Source organism: Amphritea atlantica, from assembly GCF_024347255.1.
Taxonomy (GTDB): domain Bacteria; phylum Pseudomonadota; class Gammaproteobacteria; order Pseudomonadales; family Balneatricaceae; genus Amphritea; species Amphritea atlantica.
The window spans coordinates 4266579-4284608 of the sequence record NZ_AP025284.1 but is presented as its reverse complement, the minus strand read 5'-3'; the positions used below and the strand labels follow the sequence as shown (position 1 = coordinate 4284608).

The window sequence follows — 18030 nt, the reverse complement described above, 5'->3', positions numbered from 1 at the left end:
ATTTCATAAACAACTACAATGGTGACTTAACTGACTATCCCTCGTCATAAATACAACCCAGAATGAGAGTTGAAGAGAATGACTATGATTAAATCTAGAGCGGCTATTGCATGGGGGCCGAATCAGCCCCTGTCTATTGAAGAAGTGGATGTCATGCCACCTAAGGCAGGCGAGGTGCTGGTGCGCATCGTCGCTACCGGTGTTTGTCATACGGATGCTTTTACACTGTCGGGTGAAGACCCTGAAGGGATTTTTCCGGCGATTCTGGGCCATGAGGGCGGCGGCATTGTTGAGCAGGTTGGTGAAGGCGTTACCAGTGTGGCGGTTGGCGACCATGTTATCCCGCTGTACACCCCTGAGTGTGGCGAGTGTAAGTTCTGTAAATCGGGTAAAACCAACCTGTGTCAGAAAATCCGTGAGACCCAGGGTAAAGGTCTGATGCCTGATGGTACCACCCGCTTCTATAAAGACGGTCAGCCGATCTATCACTATATGGGGTGCTCTACGTTCTCTGAATACACTGTTTTGCCGGAGATCTCGCTGGCTAAGGTGAATAAAGAAGCGCCGCTGGAAGAGGTCTGCCTGCTGGGTTGCGGTGTGACCACCGGTATGGGGGCTGTCATGAATACCGCCAAAGTTGAAGAGGGTGCCACGGTCGCAATCTTCGGTATCGGTGGTATCGGCCTGTCGGCAATTATCGGTGCAACGATGGCAAAAGCCAGCCGTATCATCGCGATCGATATCAATGAGTCTAAGTTTGATCTGGCACGTAAGCTGGGCGCCACCGACTGCATCAACCCGCAAAATTTTGATAAGCCGATTCAGGAAGTAATTGTTGAGCTGACCGACGGTGGTGTTGATTACTCCTTCGAGTGTATCGGTAACGTTAATGTGATGCGCTCTGCCCTGGAATGCTGTCACAAAGGCTGGGGTGAGTCTGTCATCATCGGTGTCGCCGGTGCTGGCCAGGAGATCTCTACCCGTCCGTTCCAACTGGTAACCGGTCGTGTATGGCGTGGTTCCGCCTTTGGTGGTGTTAAAGGCCGTTCTGAGCTGCCTGAGATTGTTGAACGTTACCTGCAGGGTGAGTTTGCACTGAATGATTTCATTACCCACACCATGGGTCTGGAGGATATCAACAGTGCCTTTGATCTGATGCATGAAGGTAAGAGTATCCGCAGCGTTATTCATTACGACAAGTAACCATCAGCGATAGCGGCTGCTGTTTCAGCATGGCAGCCGTTGAGGACAGGATCTATGAGTCTTGAGCTTGTAAGTCAGACCAAAAGCTTTGGTGGCTGGCACAAACAGTATAACCACCAGTCATCGGCGCTGGGTGTGACGATGCGATTTGCCATCTATCTGCCACCACAGGCGCAGAGTGGCGAGAAGGTGCCGGTCGTGTACTGGTTGTCCGGCTTAACCTGCACCGATGAAAACTTTATGCAGAAAGCCGGTGCTCAGCGGGTTGCAGCAGAACTGGGTATCGCCATCGTCGCGCCGGATACTAGCCCCCGGGGAGATAATGTTGCGAACGATGAAGGGTATGATCTGGGACAGGGCGCGGGTTTCTACGTCAATGCCACAGAGGCGCCCTGGAGCGAGCACTACCGGATGTATGATTACATCGTTGAAGAGCTGCCTTCGCTGATTGAAGCAACTTTTCCGGTGTCTTCAAAGCGAGCGATTGCCGGTCATTCAATGGGGGGGCACGGTGCCCTGATGATCAGTCTGCGTAATCCCGGGCGTTATACTTCGGTGTCCGCTTTCAGCCCGATCAGCAATCCGGTCAGTTGCCCCTGGGGGCGTAAAGCGTTCACCGCCTATCTGGGCAGTGATGAGAGCAGCTGGCAGCAGTACGATACCACGGTTCTGTTGCGCAACAATCCGGTTCACCTGCCAACCCGGGTGGATCAGGGGCTGGCAGATGATTTTCTGGCAGAGCAGTTACAGCCGGAAAAACTGGCAGAGGCGGCGGCTGAATCAGGCTATCCGCTACAGCTTGAACAGCATGAGGGCTATGATCATAGCTACTACTTCATCGCCAGTTTTATTGAGGATCAGCTAAGATTTCACCAGCGATACCTGCTGGCGGAATGATAGCGATTAAAGTTGTTTGTTGAGGTATGTTTTGGGGCTCTTTATGAGCCCTTTTTTTTAGCGATTTTAAAACACCGATAGCAGCGACAGCAGCGAATCGTTTTGATACTGATCTGACAGCAGCTTAGCCGACATGATCAGCGTGATAATGACCACCAGAGGTCTGATCAGGCGGGCGCCCTGATTAACCACCAGATGAGCGCCTATCTGGCCTCCGATCAGCTGTCCTGCCGCCATGATAAAGCCTGCCAGCCAGAGGATATTGCCTCCCAGAGCAAAGAAAATCAGTGAAGCCAGGTTGGAGGTAAAGTTCAGGATCTTGGTGTGAGCGGTTGCCCGTGACATGCTGAAGCCGAGTAGTGATACAAAGCCTAGCGCGAAGAATGTTCCGGTGCCGGGCCCGAAAAAGCCATCATAAAACCCGATGGCGGTGCTGAACAGCAAGGCGAACAGCGCGTGACTGATTTTGCGGTCGCGATCCAGATCACCAACCCGCTTTGAAAACATAAAGTACAATGCGATGCCGACCAGCAGGAGCGGCATAATGGATGCCAGCAGTGAGGTGTCCAGCTGCTGTACTATCAGTGTACCCGTAACGGCCCCCGTGAAAGTACAAAGGATCATCAGCTTCATCTGTGTCAGATCGACCAGCTTTTTACGGATGAAGTAGACAGAGGCGGCAAAGGTGCCAAAACTGCCCTGCAGCTTATTGGTCGCCAGCGCCTCCACCGGACTCATACCGGATGCCAGTAGCACCGGCAGGGTAATCATACCGCCACCACCGGCGATTGCATCGATAATGCCTGCGCCCAGACCGGTCAGTATAAACAGCAGGATAAGTGTCAGGTCCAGCTCCATCGCTACCTCTTTATTTAAATTTCATGGTTTAACAGAAGGCACTGTAACAGCTGTTTTTGTCTCCGCGATAGTAAAGTTCTGAAGCAGATCAGGGGTACTATCCGTAAAACTACGGAGAGCTTTCTACGTAGTCTTTCATCTCTGGTTGCGCACTTTCACGAATAGTGGCCATCGTCCTGTTTTGTCAGACTGTTTGCTATGCGAATACCGCTTTATGGCGGTTATCGGCGTTGATAAATCTGCCCTTAATCCTGAAGGGGTGGTGCAAACAGAGGAAGATAATAACAATGTTAAAACTGAACTTTGCGAAAAAGTTACTGGCGGTTGCAGCCTGTGCATCACTGCTGGCGAGCCCCCTGATGGCCGCCGAGAAAGTGTACCGGCTGAAGCTGGCTGAAACCTGGCCAACTAACTTCCCTATCTTTGGTGATGCGCCAAAAAATATGGCGGCGTTGGCAGATAAAATGTCGAATGGCCGGCTTAAGATTACCATTGATTCCAAGAATAAACATAAGGCGCCGTTCGGGGTCTTCGATATGGTGCGCGCGGGGCAGTATGATATGGGCCACTCCGCATCCTACTACTGGAAGGGCAAGATCCCGAATACCCTGTATTTCACCACGATGCCATTCGGTATGACTGCGCCGGAGCAATACGGCTGGTTCTATTACGGTGGTGGTCAGGAATTGATGGACGAGGTGTATGGTAAGTTTGGCGTCATGTCATTTCCCGGCGGTAATACCGGCAACCAGATGGGTGGCTGGTTCCAGAAAGAGATCAATTCAGTTGAAGATCTGCAGGGGCTGAAGATGCGGATTCCCGGGTTTGCCGGTGAAGTACTGGCGAAACTGGGTGCCAAACCGACCAATATCCCCGCAGGTGAGCTCTATACCGCCCTTGAACGACGCACTATCGATGCACTGGAGTGGGTAGGTCCATCGCTGGATCTGCGGATGGGCTTCCATAAGATCGCACCGTTTTACTACACCGGTTGGCATGAGCCTGCGACAGAACTGCAGTTTATGATCAACAAGAAATCCTATGACAAACTGCCTGCGGATCTGCAACAGATTCTGAAGACGGCAATGCGCACTGCTGCCTATGACATGTATATCCAGTCATACCATGAATCGGGCGTGAACTGGGATCGCATGAAAAAGGAGTTCCCGAATATTCAGGTGAAATCCTTCCCGGCTGATGTGATTGCCGCGATGCGTAAAGCGAATGACGAGTTGCTGGCTGAAAAAGCGGCGGCCGATCCACTGGCCAAGAAAATTCTCGATTCTCAGTCCGAGTATATGAAGAAAGCCCGTGTCTGGACCGAGATCTCCGATAAGGCTTATCTCGATAATATGAGCGAATAATTCGGCGTCATTAACTCATTGACGGCCTGTCCTGTTATTCAGGTCAGGTCGCTTTTATTACTGTTTCAGGAGCTGTGATGTTATTAATCAGACTCGAGCAGATGATTAACAGTTTCTCGGAGTTGTTAGGTAAGACCTCTGCCGTACTGTTTGTTGTCATGCTGTTTAATGTCTTTGTCGACGTCGTCATGCGATACCTCTTTAACGATGTCTCTATCGGCATGCAGGAACTCGAATGGCATCTCTATGCGTCGGTATTCCTGCTGGGTGTGCCCTATGCCCTGAAGACCGGGGGGCATGTACGGGTCGATCTTATCTATGAACGTCAAACGGCGAACACCAAAGCGTTAATCGATATGTTTGGCTCTGTTTTTTTGTTGATGCCCTTTTGTGCACTGGTTGCCTGGTATGGCTTTGATTTCGCTAAAGAGTCCTTTCTCTTGGGAGAGACCTCCGGTGATCCGGGTGGCTTGCCGTATCGTTGGTTGATTAAAGCGATGATTCCCCTTTCTTTTCTGGCGATGCTGATCAGCGGCATCGGCATGTTCCTGAAATCGTTGAATATTCTGCTGGGCAATCGTCAGGCAGATAACTATCAACCCCCACAGCATTAAGAGGCGTATACGATGATTGGTATTGTGATGTTCGCGGTGGCGTTGTTGATGTTGCTGCTGGGCTTTCCCGTAGCGTTCACGTTTGGTGGCGTCGCGTTGGCTTTTGGTGTTTTCGCTGAAGGCCCTGAAATTTTTGCCTTTATGCCGTTCCGCATTCAGAGCATTATGGAAAACACCACGCTGATGGCGGTACCGCTGTTTATTTTTATGGGGATTGTGCTGCAAAAGACCCGGTTGGCAGAGCAACTGCTGGAGGCGATGGGGAAGCTCTTTGGTGGCGTGCGAGGCGGTCTGGCAATCTCAACGGTATTGGTGGGCGCGTTATTGGCGGCATCGACAGGCGTGGTCGGCGCTTCTGTAGTGGCGATGGGACTGATCTCGTTGCCGGTGATGCTGAAATACAACTATGACAAATCTCTGGCCTGCGGCACCATCTGCGCGTCGGGTACCTTAGGGCAGATTATTCCGCCCTCGATTATTCTGATTATTCTGGGTGATGTGCTTGGTATCCCCGTGGGGGATCTGTTTAAAGCAGCCGTTGGCCCCGGATTTATTCTGATCGGCGTATATATTATCTATATTCTGTTTTACGCCTGGCTTAAACCGGAAAAGGCACCGGCGTTACCTCTGGATAATGACGGCAGCAGTAAGCGACAGCAGTATGTTAAGGCGTTGATAGCGATTGTCCCACCACTGACTCTGATTCTGGTGGTGCTGGGCTCTATCTTTGCCGGTATCGCGACACCGACTGAGTCCTCAGCGTTGGGCGGGGTAGGGGCTATTATACTGGCGACTCTGTATCGTCAGTTTAGCTGGAAGATGGTGTTAGATTCAGCGTCTGAAACCGTCAAAGTGACCGCCATGGTGTTTGCTATTCTGCTGGGTGCGACCGCATTCTCTATGGCCTTTACCTATACTGGTGGTGATTACATCGTTGAGGAGATTCTGACCGATCTGCCGGGAGGCACAACCGGGTTTCTGATATTGTCGATGCTGGCTATTCTGGTGCTGGGTTTCTTTATCGACTTTGTTGAGATCAGTTTTATTATTGTGCCTATTCTGGCGCCTGTAGCGGATGCGCTAGGTATTGCGCCGGTGTGGTTTGCGATACTGATTGCGATGAATCTGCAGACCAGCTTCCTGACGCCGCCGTTTGGCTTCAGTCTGTTTTATCTTAAGGGGGTATCACCTCCAGAGGTGCGAACAATCGATATCTATCGCGGTGTGATGCCCTTTATTCTGATGCAGGTGGCGGTGCTGGTTTCTATTCTGTTATTTCCAGGTTTTTATGGGTTAACCTAATAAACACTGGAGGGGGCTGAAAGGCCCCGGTTTTCCCCTGACCTGTATTCAGGAAAGGTTTAAGGAACGTTGCTATTAAATTAATCAGACTGTGAACGCATGAAAACGCCTGCCACATCGTTGAAAACAAAGATGCTGTTGCTATCCATTATCCCTCTGATTCTGGTGACGGTGGCGATTACGCTTATCAGCCTGAGTCAGGCTCGACAACTGTCGGAGCAGGAGATTAAAACATTCGAAGAGAACCTGCTGCGTTCCAAGCGACAGGAGTTACAGCACTATGTTGAATTAGCGATGACATCCATTGCCCATATCGTTGCTGAAGCGGAACCGGGCGATAAAAAAGCGGAAGCTGAGGTTAAAGAGATCCTGCACAGTATGACCTATGGCGAGGATGGCTATTTCTTTGTGTATGATGCCGGGGGTGTCAATCTGGTACATCCGATCCAGCCGGAACTGGTCGGTAAAAACCTCTATGACCTGCAGGATCGTAATGGTAAATATGTGATTCGTAATCTGCTTCAGCTGGCGAGTGAAGGGGGTGGTTTTTATCGCTACATCTGGCGTAAACCCTCCAAGGGTGGTTTAGAAGATAAGCTGAGTTATGTGGTGCAGATCCCAAAACTGAACTGGATGATGGGCACCGGATTATATATTGATGATATCTCTAAAGAGGTTGCTTCAACCCGCCTGAAAGTGACCCACAATATTCGCAATACATTTTTGACCGTCGTAGCAATTCTGGCGGGTACCGTCATAGTAATCGCTCTGCTGGGATTCGGGATCAATATACATGCCTCGCAGCTGGCGGATGCCCGGTTGCGGCAAGTGGCACATCGATATGTGCAGTTTCAGGTCGCCCAGCGCCGCAACTTTGCCCGTGAGCTGCATGATGGCATTAATCAGTTAATGGTATCGGTTAAATTTCGCATAGAGCTGGCCCGGAATAAGCTACAGACCCATGACACCAAAGCAGATATCGAGCTGAGTAAAGGCAGTGAAGCACTGAATCAGGCGATTCAGGAGGTACGGCGACTGTCCCATGATTTGCGGCCTATTTTGTTGGATGATCTGGGGCTGAAATCGGCCCTGCATAGCCTGCTGGATGAGTTTTCCGAACGCACCGGGTTAAAAGTGTCAGTTCATCTGGATCTGCCGCAGCAACGGCTACCCGATGATATTGAGATCACGCTGTATCGTATAACCCAGGAAGCATTAACCAATATTGAACGTCATGCGCAGGCAACGTCCGTTGCACTGAGACTCTGGAAAGAGGACGGGATGATCTGGGTGGAGATCAAAGATGACGGGCAGGGGTTTAACAAGCATGATAATGTGGGTGAAGGGATCGGTCTACTAAATATGCGCGAGCGTACTGAACTTCTCAGTGGTCATTTTAGTGTCCGTAGTAAGCCCGGAAGCGGCACCCGTATCCGGGCGGGGTTCACTCTGGTGTAGCGATGGCAGAGGAGGGTATATGAGCACTGAAAAAATCCGCATTGTGTTAGTCGATGATCATCCTTTGGTTCTCGAGGGAATTATTGCGCGTCTCGAAAATGAACCCTCTTTAGAGGTTGTTGGCTCGGCTAATGACGGTGCTCAGGCGTTGACGCTGATTGCTGAGGTGCAGCCCGATGTGGTGTTGATGGATATCTCCATGCCGGTGATGAGCGGGTTTGAAGCAACAGAACGACTGCGTGCTGAACAACCCAATGTCCGGGTGTTGATTCTGAGTATGCATGAGAGTCGTGAGTATATCCTTAAGCTGATTCAGTGTGGTGCGGCAGGTTATGTGTTAAAAGATGTATCCTCTGACGAGCTGATTACCGCTATCAAGACAGTCTACAGCGGCGCGACCTATTTTAGCGCGGGGGCGTCTCAATCCCTGTTTAGTCAGACCGATTTTCAAACGCCGGCCCCGGCCTCTGAGTTAAAAGAAGCGTTGACCTGCAGGGAGCAGGAAGTTCTTCGGCTGCTGGCGCAGGGGGCCAGTAATAAAGCGACGGCCCGGCAACTGGATATATCGGTCAGGACGGTTGAAACCCATCGTCAGAACATCAAAACGAAACTGGATATTCAGACAGCGGCGGGTTTGGCCCGCTATGCGATTGAACATAATCTGATTGACTGATGCGGGTCACAAGTGTCCGCGAGTGGTTAGCCCCTGCTTCCCCCCAGAGTGATCGGTTTCAGGTGTTTTAGAGCGCAAAGGTTCGCAGTCTTAAAACTTAAACCGGCTGATTAACTGATTCTGTTCCCGGCCCATCTGGGTCATCTCATCGCTCAGTGTCGCCGACTCTTTCGCCAGGTCGGTGACCTCTTCAGCAACCGTACGAATTGTTTGCAGGGTCTGGCTGATATCCCCGGCCACCATGCTCTGTTCTTCGGCTGCGGTCGCTATCTGGGTCGATCGATGGGTGATCTCCTCCACTGCGGTGGCGATCGTATCAAACATCTGGCTGGCATCGAGTACCTGAACGGCGGAGTCTTTAGCTAAGGAAGAGCTTTCCTGGATACTGCTGACCACATAGTGGGTGGCTTTTTGCAGGTTGTTTATCACCATTTCTATCTCGCTGACAGAGGTTGCCGTGCGTGCCGCCAGGGCTCTCACCTCATCGGCGACAACGGCAAATCCACGGCCCTGATCGCCGGCCCGGGCGGCTTCAATTGCGGCATTGAGGGCCAGCAGGTTAGTCTGCTCAGCCACCGAACGGATAACCAGCAGCACTTCAGCAATATTTTCACTGTCAGCGGCCAGCCCCTCAACCCGGGACATTGATACCTGCATCTGTTGCGCCAGTGTTTCAATGTTATGGGTGGTCGTCTGGATCGATTTCCGCCCCGACAGCGAGGCTTGTTCTGCCCGGTGAGAGGCATCGGCGGCGTGCGCTGCATTTTTTGCCACATCAACCGACGACTGGGACATCTCCTCCGACGCGGTGGCAACCATGACAATCTGTTGCTGCTGTTGTTCCACATCATCGTTGGTTTTGAAAGCGAGCTTTGTGGCATGTTCGGATCGGTGCAGCGCCTCTTTTATGGAGTGGGCCATACTCTGTATCATATCCGCTAACTGACCGGCGAACTGGTTAAAATGTCCTGCCAGAATGCCGACCTCATCCTGTGATTGCACTCTTATGCGCTGGGTCAGATCGCCCTCGCCACTGGAAATCTGTGCCAATGCATCGGTCACCTGACGCAGCGGTTTGGTAATACGAATAGCCAGCCAGATGACGATCAGTGAACCAAACACTACGATCAGCAATCCGGCTATGATAACCCCGGTGGTCTGTTTGTTTTGTCCCTGTTTCAGTACTGAGATAACACTATCTACCTGTTGCAAAACATGGCTGGTGGGTACCTCAATATAGAGCTTCCAGGTGGCCAGTTTATTCAGATCGAGGTGTCGGATCAGGGTGTAGCGCTGATCATCCTGTTGCGTCAGGGGCTGGTTGAGCTGAACATTGTCCGGCAGCAGCTCGGCAACATTCTGTCCGGCAGTGCCTTTATTCTGACTGTCGGCTACCAGAGTGTCTGACGCAGAGATCAGCATCACCCGGCCCTGTCCTTCTGCCAGTTTACGACCAAAGGCTTGCGCCGATGCCTGCATCTGCGACAGCGGCAGATCGATACCGATTACCCCGACCAGACGGTCTGAAAAATAGATCGGTACTGAAACCGATGTCATCAGCGTTTTTATACCATCCACTTCATCGGTATAGGGATCGATAATGCAGGGACCCTGACGCTCAATAGGACAGCTAAACCAGCTATTGTAAGGGTGTCCGCTGCTGCTGGGGGTTGTGTCGCTGAGCGCCTGTTCAGGGAGCACCTCCTGAACCGCTTCGCCTTTAGCGTTGTGGGCCCAGTAGACAGCGAAACGCCCGGCGTCATTGGAGGCGAGGTCGGTTTCACCTTTATGGGTTTCATCGGCACCATCCAGAGCTTTTGGGAGGAAGACGGCGTAGACGCCGAGGACATCCGGATTATTCTGCAGCGTGCCGGCGATATACTGGTTGATAATATGGCGAACATCATCCGACGGGATATAGAGTGAGCGAAACTGCGTGCGCAGAAACGCTATATCACGGGCATAGCCTGTAGCGGCCAGTACGTTGGAGGTAAAGAGTTTTTCTATACGTAACTTCTCGGCACTGGCAAAGGTTTCCATCTTATCCTGAGCGGCATCACTCAGGGCCGGTTCGATGGTGTTACGCAACTGTTCTGTTGTGGCGTTGATCAGCAGGGTGGATATGATCAGTTGGATGATGACGGTCAGTCCCAGTAGCAGTGCCACTGGCAGGGATATTTTGCGTATTAAAGAGGTCCAGCTCATAGATCACCCGCTTTTATATTAAGCACGGGATCGTCTTATGTAACGGCCGGGGATTCAATACCTATCAGGAGGTAGAACGGGGGCGGGGGCACTACTTCAGCATTAGCGCCGCAGGCTTTCTCCCGCTTCCAGACGAAATGGAAGATCGATTATCTGTCGGGCTATGGGGCTGCCCTGTAAGCGGGCCAGCAGGTTTTCTGCCGCCAGTCGTCCCATCTCCTCGCGGGGGGTAACCACCGTCGCCAGCCGCGGAACCATCGCACCTGATATATCGTGGCCGTGAAAACCAGCGATGCCGATCTGCTCTGGCACCGGTATTCCCTGACGCTGACATTCATAGAAAGCGCCGATGGCCAGGTCATCATTGGTGCAGAAGATACCGTCCAGAGACGGGCGCTGTTGCAGTGCCTGACGCAGTAGCAATGCGCCGCGGGTAAATGAGGAGGCTTCCTCTGTCTGCAAACTGAAAGGCTCAAGGTGGTGTTTGTGCATCGCCTGTTCGTAGCCTTTTATTTTAAGCCGGGTACGGGCATCCATACGGGCGGCAAAATAGACAATGTGGTGGTGGCCCCGACTGATCATCAGTTCAGTCATCGCAAGCGCTGCTGCGCTGTTATCGAAGCCGATCGCCTGCTCAATTGCCGGTGAGACGGAGTCCATCAACTCGATAACAGGTACTCCGGCGGTTTTGATCATCCGTCGCACCCGCTCGGTATGAACACTCTCTGATAGAATCAGGCCATCAACGTTATATCCCAGCAGTGTGGCAATTCGTGCCTCTTCGGCGCTCTGGCTATAACCGTAGTGGGCCAGCATGGTCTGGTATCCGGCGGGCTCAGTCACCGATTCAAAGCCGCGGATCACTTCGGAAAAAACCTGGTTGGTCAGCGAGGGAACGAGTACACCGATAGCATGGCTCTTCGCACTGGAGAGCATATCCGGCACTTTATTGGGAATATAACCCAGTTCATCCAGTGCGCTCTGGATCTTTTCATGCAGAGCAACCGAGACCTGTTCAGGTTTTTTCAGGTAACGACTGACGGTCATTTTGGTGATGCCAACCCGGTCGGCGACATCCTGCAGGGTGGGTCTTTTTTTCTTCGTTGTCATTATTCGCCCGGAGTTTCCGTTACCCGTAACATATTACCCTGATCGGTCAATCAGGCAAAGTCTGATTAACCGATCCAGTGGCGTTAGCTGACCGTCTCACTGCTGATGGCGAGGGCTTTGAGAATATCTGCGAGTACCCCTTCGGCAGACTGATCGATACTGATTTCAATCGCTTCGCCGGGCTGTGGGGCAACCAGCTGCTGGAACTGATTTTCGAGCATCTCCCGGCCATTGAAATAGTGGCCTTTGCGGCTGCTATGACGTGACCAGATGGTTTCGATATCGCCCTTCAGGTAGATCAGTTGGGCATCATTGTTGCTGCATAACAGCTCACGGTATTGTGGTTTCAGGCCTGAACAGGCCAGTACCAGACTGGCTTCGCTGATAATCAGTTGGTTCAGGGTCTGCAGCCAGCCGTGACGGTCCTCATCATTCAGAGGGCTTCCCTGACGCATCTTCTCAACATTTTCCGGCGGGTGAAAATCGTCGCCATCGAAGAATGGCACTTGAAGTTTTTCTGCCAGCAACGCACCGATCAGCGATTTGCCGCAGCCGGAAACACCCATGACGATATATTTCTTGTTCATCGTGTCTCCTCCTATTTCCACCACAACGCCAGTTGAGGAAACGCGATGACCAGTCCCAGCGCCACTACCTGCAAAGCGATAAAGGGCACCAGGGCAGAGAAGATCTCCCCCAGACTGATATCTTTGGGGGCAACCGATTTCAGGTAGAAAGCGGCAGGGCCGAATGGCGGTGACAGGAACGAGACCTGCATATTGAGACAGAATACGACGCCAAACCAGATCGGATCGAGTCCCAGGTTGGTGATGATCGGTACGAAGATCGGCATGGTCAGCAGGGCAACTCCTACCCAGTCCAGGAACATCCCCAGCACCAGCAGGATCGCCATCATGATCAGCACCGTCGTCATCACATGGCCATCGCTCAGTGACAGAATGACAGACTCAACAAAGTCGATACCGCCCATCAGATTGTAGACACCGACCAGCGCACTGGCACCGATGCCGATCCAGATGATCATGCCACAGGTCTGCATGGTGGCTTTGGCGCTGTCTTTAATCATCTCAGCATTCAGCTCACCCCGGATCAGCGCACTCAGCATAATGCCGACCACGCCCAGTGCTGAAGCTTCAGTCACCGATGCCACTCCGGTGTAGATGCTGCCGAGCACGATGGCAACGGTCAGGCCCGGGAAGAACAACGCTTTGAGATAGTTGATATCCCGCTCATCATCGGCGGCAATCTCCTCGGCACTGGGCAACGGTGCCAGTGATGGATTGAGATAACAGCGGATCAGTACATAAGCGACATAGAAACCTGCCAGGATCGCCGCAGGCAGGAACGCGGCCTTAAACAGTTCACCAATCGAGACACTGGCGGTCATACCGTAGATGATCAGCACGATACTGGGAGGCATCATGGTGCCCAGAGCGCCGCCAGCACAGGTGGTGCCGATCGCCAGTTTACGGTCATAGCCCAGACGCAGCATCTGCGGCAGTGCGAGAATTCCCAGCAATACCGTTTCGCCGCCAATAACACCGGACATTGAGGCCAGAATAACGGCGACAACCAGGGTCTGTACCGCCACTCCGCCGCGCAGTTTACGGCCCACTTTTTTCATCGCATCAAACAGATCCACAGCGATACCGGAACGGTCCAGCAGCGCTGCCATCAGTACGAACATCGGTACCGCCAGAAAGACGTAACCATTCACAAAACTGTACATGCGGCTGGTGATCAGCGGCATCGCATCGACACCAAACCAGCCGATGGTGAACACCAGTGCGACCAGTCCGGTGACGAACGCCAGCTGCATACCGGTGAGGAGAAGAAATATCAGCAGCCCTAACATCAACAGACTGCCGTAGGCGATACCGATTACAGAGAGATCAAACATCGGATACCTCTCCACGATTGATCCGTCCCAACTGACGGAAATCGTCAATCAGATGGAGCAGAAACTGAATAAACATAACGCATACAACTAACAGAATCAGCGCCTTCGATAATGCCGGAAATATCGGGTTCCAGGCAGAACCAGAACTTTCCGGATGCAGCTCGCCCAGTGGTGTTAACCAGGCATTGGTGGTCATCATCCAGGCACCGTAGGCTAGCATTCCGGCGAACAGCAGCCCCCCCAGTGCATGAAAGATATTCAGGAAGCAGCGGGTTCGGGGTGAGACCACATCATAGATCAGCACCACCCGGACATGTTTGTTGTTAGCCAGCGCATAGGCGCCACCGATGATGAACAGCGAACCGCCAATAAAGGCTGCTGATTCATGCACCCAGATGGTGGGGGCGTTGAACAGATAGCGCATCAGAATTTCGAAAAACGAGATCGCGACAGTGAATACGAACAGCAGACTGAGCAGGTTGCCCACCCGGAGAATAGCGCGGTCCAGCCAGGTACGGCCGGGCGCGTCCGCTTCTCGAACTGCTTCTTCGTGAATGCGTTCTTGAGCTTTCATAAAGTCATCCAGAGAATTAAGTGGGGCTGAACGCCCCACAGTCAGTTAACGGACAGTGCGGTGATAACCGCTTAGAGCAGGCCGTTTTCTTCGAGATATGCTGTGATCGACTGATACACTTTCATTGCGTTATCCGACCCCTTGGCAAACTCTTCCCACTGGGAACGGGCGATCGCACGGAACTTTTTGCGCTCTTCAGCAGACCAGTTGTGAATAGTGATATCAGGGGTGCTTTGCGCTTCCTTCACCGCCTGTTGATCGGCGATACGCAGCTGGGTGGTGATATCCTGAGCAAAATCACGTACGGATACGGTCAGGATCTCCTGCAGATCAGCGGGCAACTTGTCCCATTTCTTCTGGCTGACAGAGACATCGATCAGGGGCAGTGAATGGAACCCCGGCTGTACCGGATGGGGGGCGATATCATTCAGGCCGGCTTTCTGGTTAGTCGAGAACACCGTGTAATCGGCGGCATCAATAACCCCTTTGCTCAGCGCAGTAAATACCTCGGAACCCGGCAGGTTAACCGGCGCTGCACCGGCCGCCGCAAACACTTTCTGCACCAGGCCTTCCGGTGCACGCAGCTTCAACCCCTTAAGGTCATCAACACCATCGACCGGTACTTTAGAAACGAAAGATTCAACACCGGTGGTCGATCCCCCAACAAATTTCACGCCATAGGGGGCATAGAGATCGGTCATCACCTGATAACCACCGCCATAGTTGATGTATTGCAGCAACTGAGAGGTGTCAGACCATGCGCCAACCGTATTACCGATCAGACCGAATGCGGGATCTTTGCCGGAAAAGTAGGCGGTGGCCGTGACGTGACCATCCAGAATCCCCATCTTAATCGCGTCGAGGGTTTCGGTGTGTTTGATAACGCTGCCCACGGGCAGCAGCTTGATCTCAAGGCGTCCACCGGACATCTTGCCGACCCGCTCTGCCCACTGTTGCTGAATCTGGAAGTTCTTGTCACCTGATGGATCTGACGATTGCACTTTAAAGGTAAAGTCAGCGGCGAAGGCCGAGACAGAGATCAGACCGGACAGCGCTGCGGTCAGCAGCTTGGAAGAGAGTTTCATCTGTAGGTTCCTGTGTTTTTTATTTTAGGGTCAGTGTGAGTGAGCAAGTGCTTAATTGATTTTTTGCTACATTGTTACCGGTAACATAATTAACTTTACCGGTAACATTGGTATAAATCAACTGAAAATATTTCGCACAATCTTTTCTGTTTCAGGATAACTATGTTTGCAAAGGGGGTTCGCAAAGGGGCGATCCGTGACGCCTGTCGACAAACAGGAGTAGCACTTTTGCAGGTTAGTGGTAGTTCTGTGGCGGATAGGGAGGTCCTGCCGTTTTCAGGCTCTCAGGGGAGAGCAGTGAACAATATCAGACCGGCTGATCGCACTAAAAGCAGGCAGTCTTAACCGGCAAAATCACACTTCAAGGCCAAAGGTTGAGCTCTGCTGATCGAGTTGCTTCACAAAGTCGCTGATCAGCGCCTGAACCTTGAGCACTTCGGGACGCTCGTTGTGTTCCAGCGATGACCACAGTGCTATATCCCGTCGTGAGGAGGTGACGCCTTCCACCCTGAGCATCTGCCCGGGAGCGATCTGCTCTGTCATCAGGGCTAAACGGGCAGGCAGCCAGACCAGCATATCGGTTGTGTTCAGTAGGTGAATTACTGAGCGGATACTGCCGGTAAAGGCCATCTGAGCAGCATTGGCTCCGGTCACTTCCGTCTGGCTCTCGAGAAAACCGGCGCTGGCCCCGGCGATAAACCACTTTTGCCGGGCGATATCCTCTTTTGTCACCGGCGTGTTTGAATCGATCAGTTTTGATTTCTTGCCTGCAAATATGCCTGAGCGGTCACGGAACAGAATCTGACGGTCCAGCGATTTCTGTGATACCGACAGGTGTGCCGGCGCCAGCAGGAAATCTAACTCACCGTTCTGTAACAGGTTGATTTGTGATGCAGCGGAGCCGGTGCGGAAGTGAAATGCGTAGCGTTTCTCCTGCAAAAAGTAATCGGTCATGCTGCTCACCGTGGCAAACTCCCAGAGTGGATCGATGCCGATAACAAACTCGCTTTTATAACCGCTGTGAAACTGGCGGATAACCTCTTCGCCCCGGACCGTTTCTGCCAGAATCCGCTCACCAATCTGCGACAACCGTGCCCCAATTTCTGTGGGAATAACACCATAGCGGGTGCGCTTTAACAGAGGAGCCCCCACCTTCATCTCCAGTTGCTGAATACTCCGGGTGAGGGTGGGTTGGGTCACATGCAGCTGTTCACAGGCACTGGTGAGCGATCCTTGTTTAACGACGATGGCTAATTGTTTCAACAGGTTAGGATTCATATATACGCATTCTTTGTATCTGGGGCTAAAAACTGATTATTCCTTATATTGTCTGTGGTTTAAAGTGATCATTCTAATAATAAGAATGGCAGATTAACGATGCAGCTTTATGTTGAAAACGCTTATCGGGGATATCCCCGTTTCTCTGATCCTCTGGTTTCTGTTGTGGTGGCGGTTTTAAGGCCAAACCCGACACGGAACAATATCCCGGTTTCCGGCTTCAGGTCCGCATGTTGCAGTGAGTGTTGAGCCGTACTCGTCAGTTTATAACACCTTTTGGATATATTATTTAAATCAATTGGTTATAAATGTTATGTCCTGAAAATAACAAAACAAAAATAATCTAAATGGAATCTATGCAATGAAAAAACTAATTTTAGGCAGCGTTCTGGCTATGGCAGCAGGCGCAATGGTTCAAACTGTTCAGGCGGCAGACTTCACCTTGCGTCTGGCGCATTTTTTTCCTCCGGTGGCGGCGATACATAAAAATGTTGCTCAGGCGTGGGCAGATAAAGTGATGGCTGACTCCAACGGGCGTATTGCGGTAGAGGTGTATCCCTCTTCAACACTGGCTAAACCCCCGGCGCTGTATGATGCCGTGACCAGTCGCATCGCCGATGTGTCACTCACCGTACAGGGTTACACTGCCAACCGTTTCCCGCTGACCCAGGTGGTTGAGCTGCCCGGCATTACCAAGAGTGCAGCCCAGGGCTCCTGTATTATTCAGCGCCTGTACGATGAAAAGCTGATCAGTGACGAATATAGCGATACCCGACCGCTGTTCCTGTTCACCCACGGCCCCGGTCATATTCATACCACCGAAAAAATGATTAAAGAACCTGCTGACTTTGAAGGGCTGAGAATCCGTCGCCCTACTGCGGTTGTGGCAAAACTGTTGGAAGGATTAGGGGCACAACCTGTCGGTATGCCTGCGCCGCAGGCGTTTCAATCGGTTCAGCGGGGAGTTATCGATGGCGTTGCATTACCTTGGGAGGGACAACTGACCTTTCGTATGAATGAGCTGACACCGAAACATACTGAGGTGGGTGGTTTGTACACCCTGTCGTTTCTGGTCACTATGAACAAGGATGTGTACAACAGTATGCCTGCCGATCTGCAAAAGGTCATTGATGATAACTCCGGTGAAACCTGGTCTCAGATCGCCGCCGGTGTGTTCGATGACGCGGATATTAAAGGGCGTGCGCAGGCGGTAGCGCTGGGGCATGAGATCTATACCGTTGAAGGCGGCAGTGAAAACCCGGCCTGGAAACCGGTGTTGGATAAAGCGTCTGAAGACTATCTGGCCGAACTGGAAGCGAAAGGACTACCCGCACGAGCCGTCTATGCGCGTGCTAAAGAGTTGGCAGAAAGCTGCAAATAACCCGCTAACGTCAGCGTCAGTGAACCGGTGCGGTCTGTGATATCAGGGCGCATCGGTTTATTTCTATAACCGGGTAGGATGGGCCCTACTGTCAACTGCTGTGATCA

At 52.0% G+C, this 18030-nt stretch carries 16 protein-coding genes; 8 read left to right on the top strand and 8 right to left on the bottom strand.

All coding sequences use genetic code 11. The features are described 5' to 3' along the window. The first annotated feature begins 78 nt into the window (after window positions 1–78). Window positions 79–1203 carry an S-(hydroxymethyl)glutathione dehydrogenase/class III alcohol dehydrogenase gene (locus tag OCU43_RS19745; RefSeq protein ID WP_091360231.1) on the top strand — a complete coding sequence of 375 codons (1125 nt, stop codon included), beginning with the start codon at window positions 79–81 and terminating at the stop codon, window positions 1201–1203. A 54-nt stretch (window positions 1204–1257) separates the two neighbouring features. Further along, a complete protein-coding gene (fghA, locus tag OCU43_RS19740; RefSeq protein ID WP_091360230.1) occupies window positions 1258–2100 on the top strand; it encodes an S-formylglutathione hydrolase in 843 nt (280 codons plus the stop codon). A 66-nt stretch (window positions 2101–2166) separates the two neighbouring features. Here the strand turns inward: fghA and OCU43_RS19735 are convergent, their stop codons facing one another. Continuing rightward, on the bottom strand, window positions 2167–2958 hold the full coding sequence (locus OCU43_RS19735; protein ID WP_091360228.1) for a TSUP family transporter: 792 nt from the start codon (window positions 2956–2958) through the stop codon (window positions 2167–2169). A 287-nt stretch (window positions 2959–3245) separates the two neighbouring features. Here OCU43_RS19735 and OCU43_RS19730 point away from each other — a divergent pair, with 287 nt between their 5' ends. From OCU43_RS19730 to OCU43_RS19710, 5 genes are all read left to right on the top strand, one after another. Continuing rightward, on the top strand, window positions 3246–4322 hold the full coding sequence (locus OCU43_RS19730; protein WP_091360227.1) for a TRAP transporter substrate-binding protein: 1077 nt from the start codon (window positions 3246–3248) through the stop codon (window positions 4320–4322). Window positions 4323–4399: 77 nt separating this feature from the next. Further along, window positions 4400–4936, top strand: a complete 537-nt coding sequence (locus OCU43_RS19725) for a TRAP transporter small permease subunit (protein WP_217647456.1) — start codon at window positions 4400–4402, stop codon at window positions 4934–4936. A 12-nt stretch (window positions 4937–4948) separates the two neighbouring features. Further along, window positions 4949–6238, top strand: coding sequence for a TRAP transporter large permease (locus OCU43_RS19720; RefSeq protein ID WP_091360224.1), 1290 nt, complete (start codon window positions 4949–4951; stop codon window positions 6236–6238). A gap of 99 nt (window positions 6239–6337) precedes the next feature. Then, window positions 6338–7696 (top strand): cache domain-containing protein, encoded by a 1359-nt coding sequence (locus OCU43_RS19715; RefSeq protein WP_091360222.1) that lies wholly within the window; start codon window positions 6338–6340, stop codon window positions 7694–7696. A 19-nt stretch (window positions 7697–7715) separates the two neighbouring features. Then, entirely contained in the window at window positions 7716–8369 is a 654-nt protein-coding gene (locus OCU43_RS19710; RefSeq protein ID WP_091360220.1) for a response regulator transcription factor, read from the top strand. 90 nt (window positions 8370–8459) lie between these two features. On the opposite strand, the gene OCU43_RS19705 is transcribed toward OCU43_RS19710, so the two are convergent. The 7 genes from OCU43_RS19705 to OCU43_RS19675 form a co-directional block, all read right to left on the bottom strand. Then, window positions 8460–10574, bottom strand: coding sequence for a methyl-accepting chemotaxis protein (locus OCU43_RS19705; RefSeq protein ID WP_091360219.1), 2115 nt, complete (start codon window positions 10572–10574; stop codon window positions 8460–8462). A 102-nt stretch (window positions 10575–10676) separates the two neighbouring features. Next, a complete protein-coding gene (gntR, locus tag OCU43_RS19700; protein WP_091360217.1) occupies window positions 10677–11684 on the bottom strand; it encodes a gluconate operon transcriptional repressor GntR in 1008 nt (335 codons plus the stop codon). Window positions 11685–11767: 83 nt separating this feature from the next. After that, window positions 11768–12271, bottom strand: a complete 504-nt coding sequence (locus OCU43_RS19695; protein WP_091360216.1) for a gluconokinase — start codon at window positions 12269–12271, stop codon at window positions 11768–11770. An 11-nt stretch (window positions 12272–12282) separates the two neighbouring features. After that, window positions 12283–13605: a TRAP transporter large permease gene (locus OCU43_RS19690; RefSeq protein ID WP_091360214.1), complete on the bottom strand. Its 1323-nt coding sequence runs from the start codon at window positions 13603–13605 to the stop codon at window positions 12283–12285. Continuing rightward, entirely contained in the window at window positions 13598–14179 is a 582-nt protein-coding gene (locus tag OCU43_RS19685) for a TRAP transporter small permease subunit (protein WP_091360212.1), read from the bottom strand. The genes OCU43_RS19690 and OCU43_RS19685 overlap by 8 nt, the downstream gene beginning before the upstream one ends. 71 nt (window positions 14180–14250) lie before the next feature. Continuing rightward, a complete protein-coding gene (locus OCU43_RS19680; RefSeq protein ID WP_091360210.1) occupies window positions 14251–15264 on the bottom strand; it encodes a TRAP transporter substrate-binding protein in 1014 nt (337 codons plus the stop codon). A 354-nt stretch (window positions 15265–15618) separates the two neighbouring features. Then, complete coding sequence (locus tag OCU43_RS19675) at window positions 15619–16542, bottom strand: LysR family transcriptional regulator (RefSeq protein ID WP_091360208.1); 924 nt, start codon at window positions 16540–16542, stop codon at window positions 15619–15621. A 361-nt stretch (window positions 16543–16903) separates the two neighbouring features. Here OCU43_RS19675 and OCU43_RS19670 point away from each other — a divergent pair, with 361 nt between their 5' ends. After that, the gene (locus OCU43_RS19670; protein ID WP_091360207.1) at window positions 16904–17923 is read left to right on the top strand and encodes a TRAP transporter substrate-binding protein; all 1020 of its coding nucleotides are present in this window, start codon (window positions 16904–16906) and stop codon (window positions 17921–17923) included. The last annotated feature ends 107 nt before the right edge of the window (window positions 17924–18030 follow it).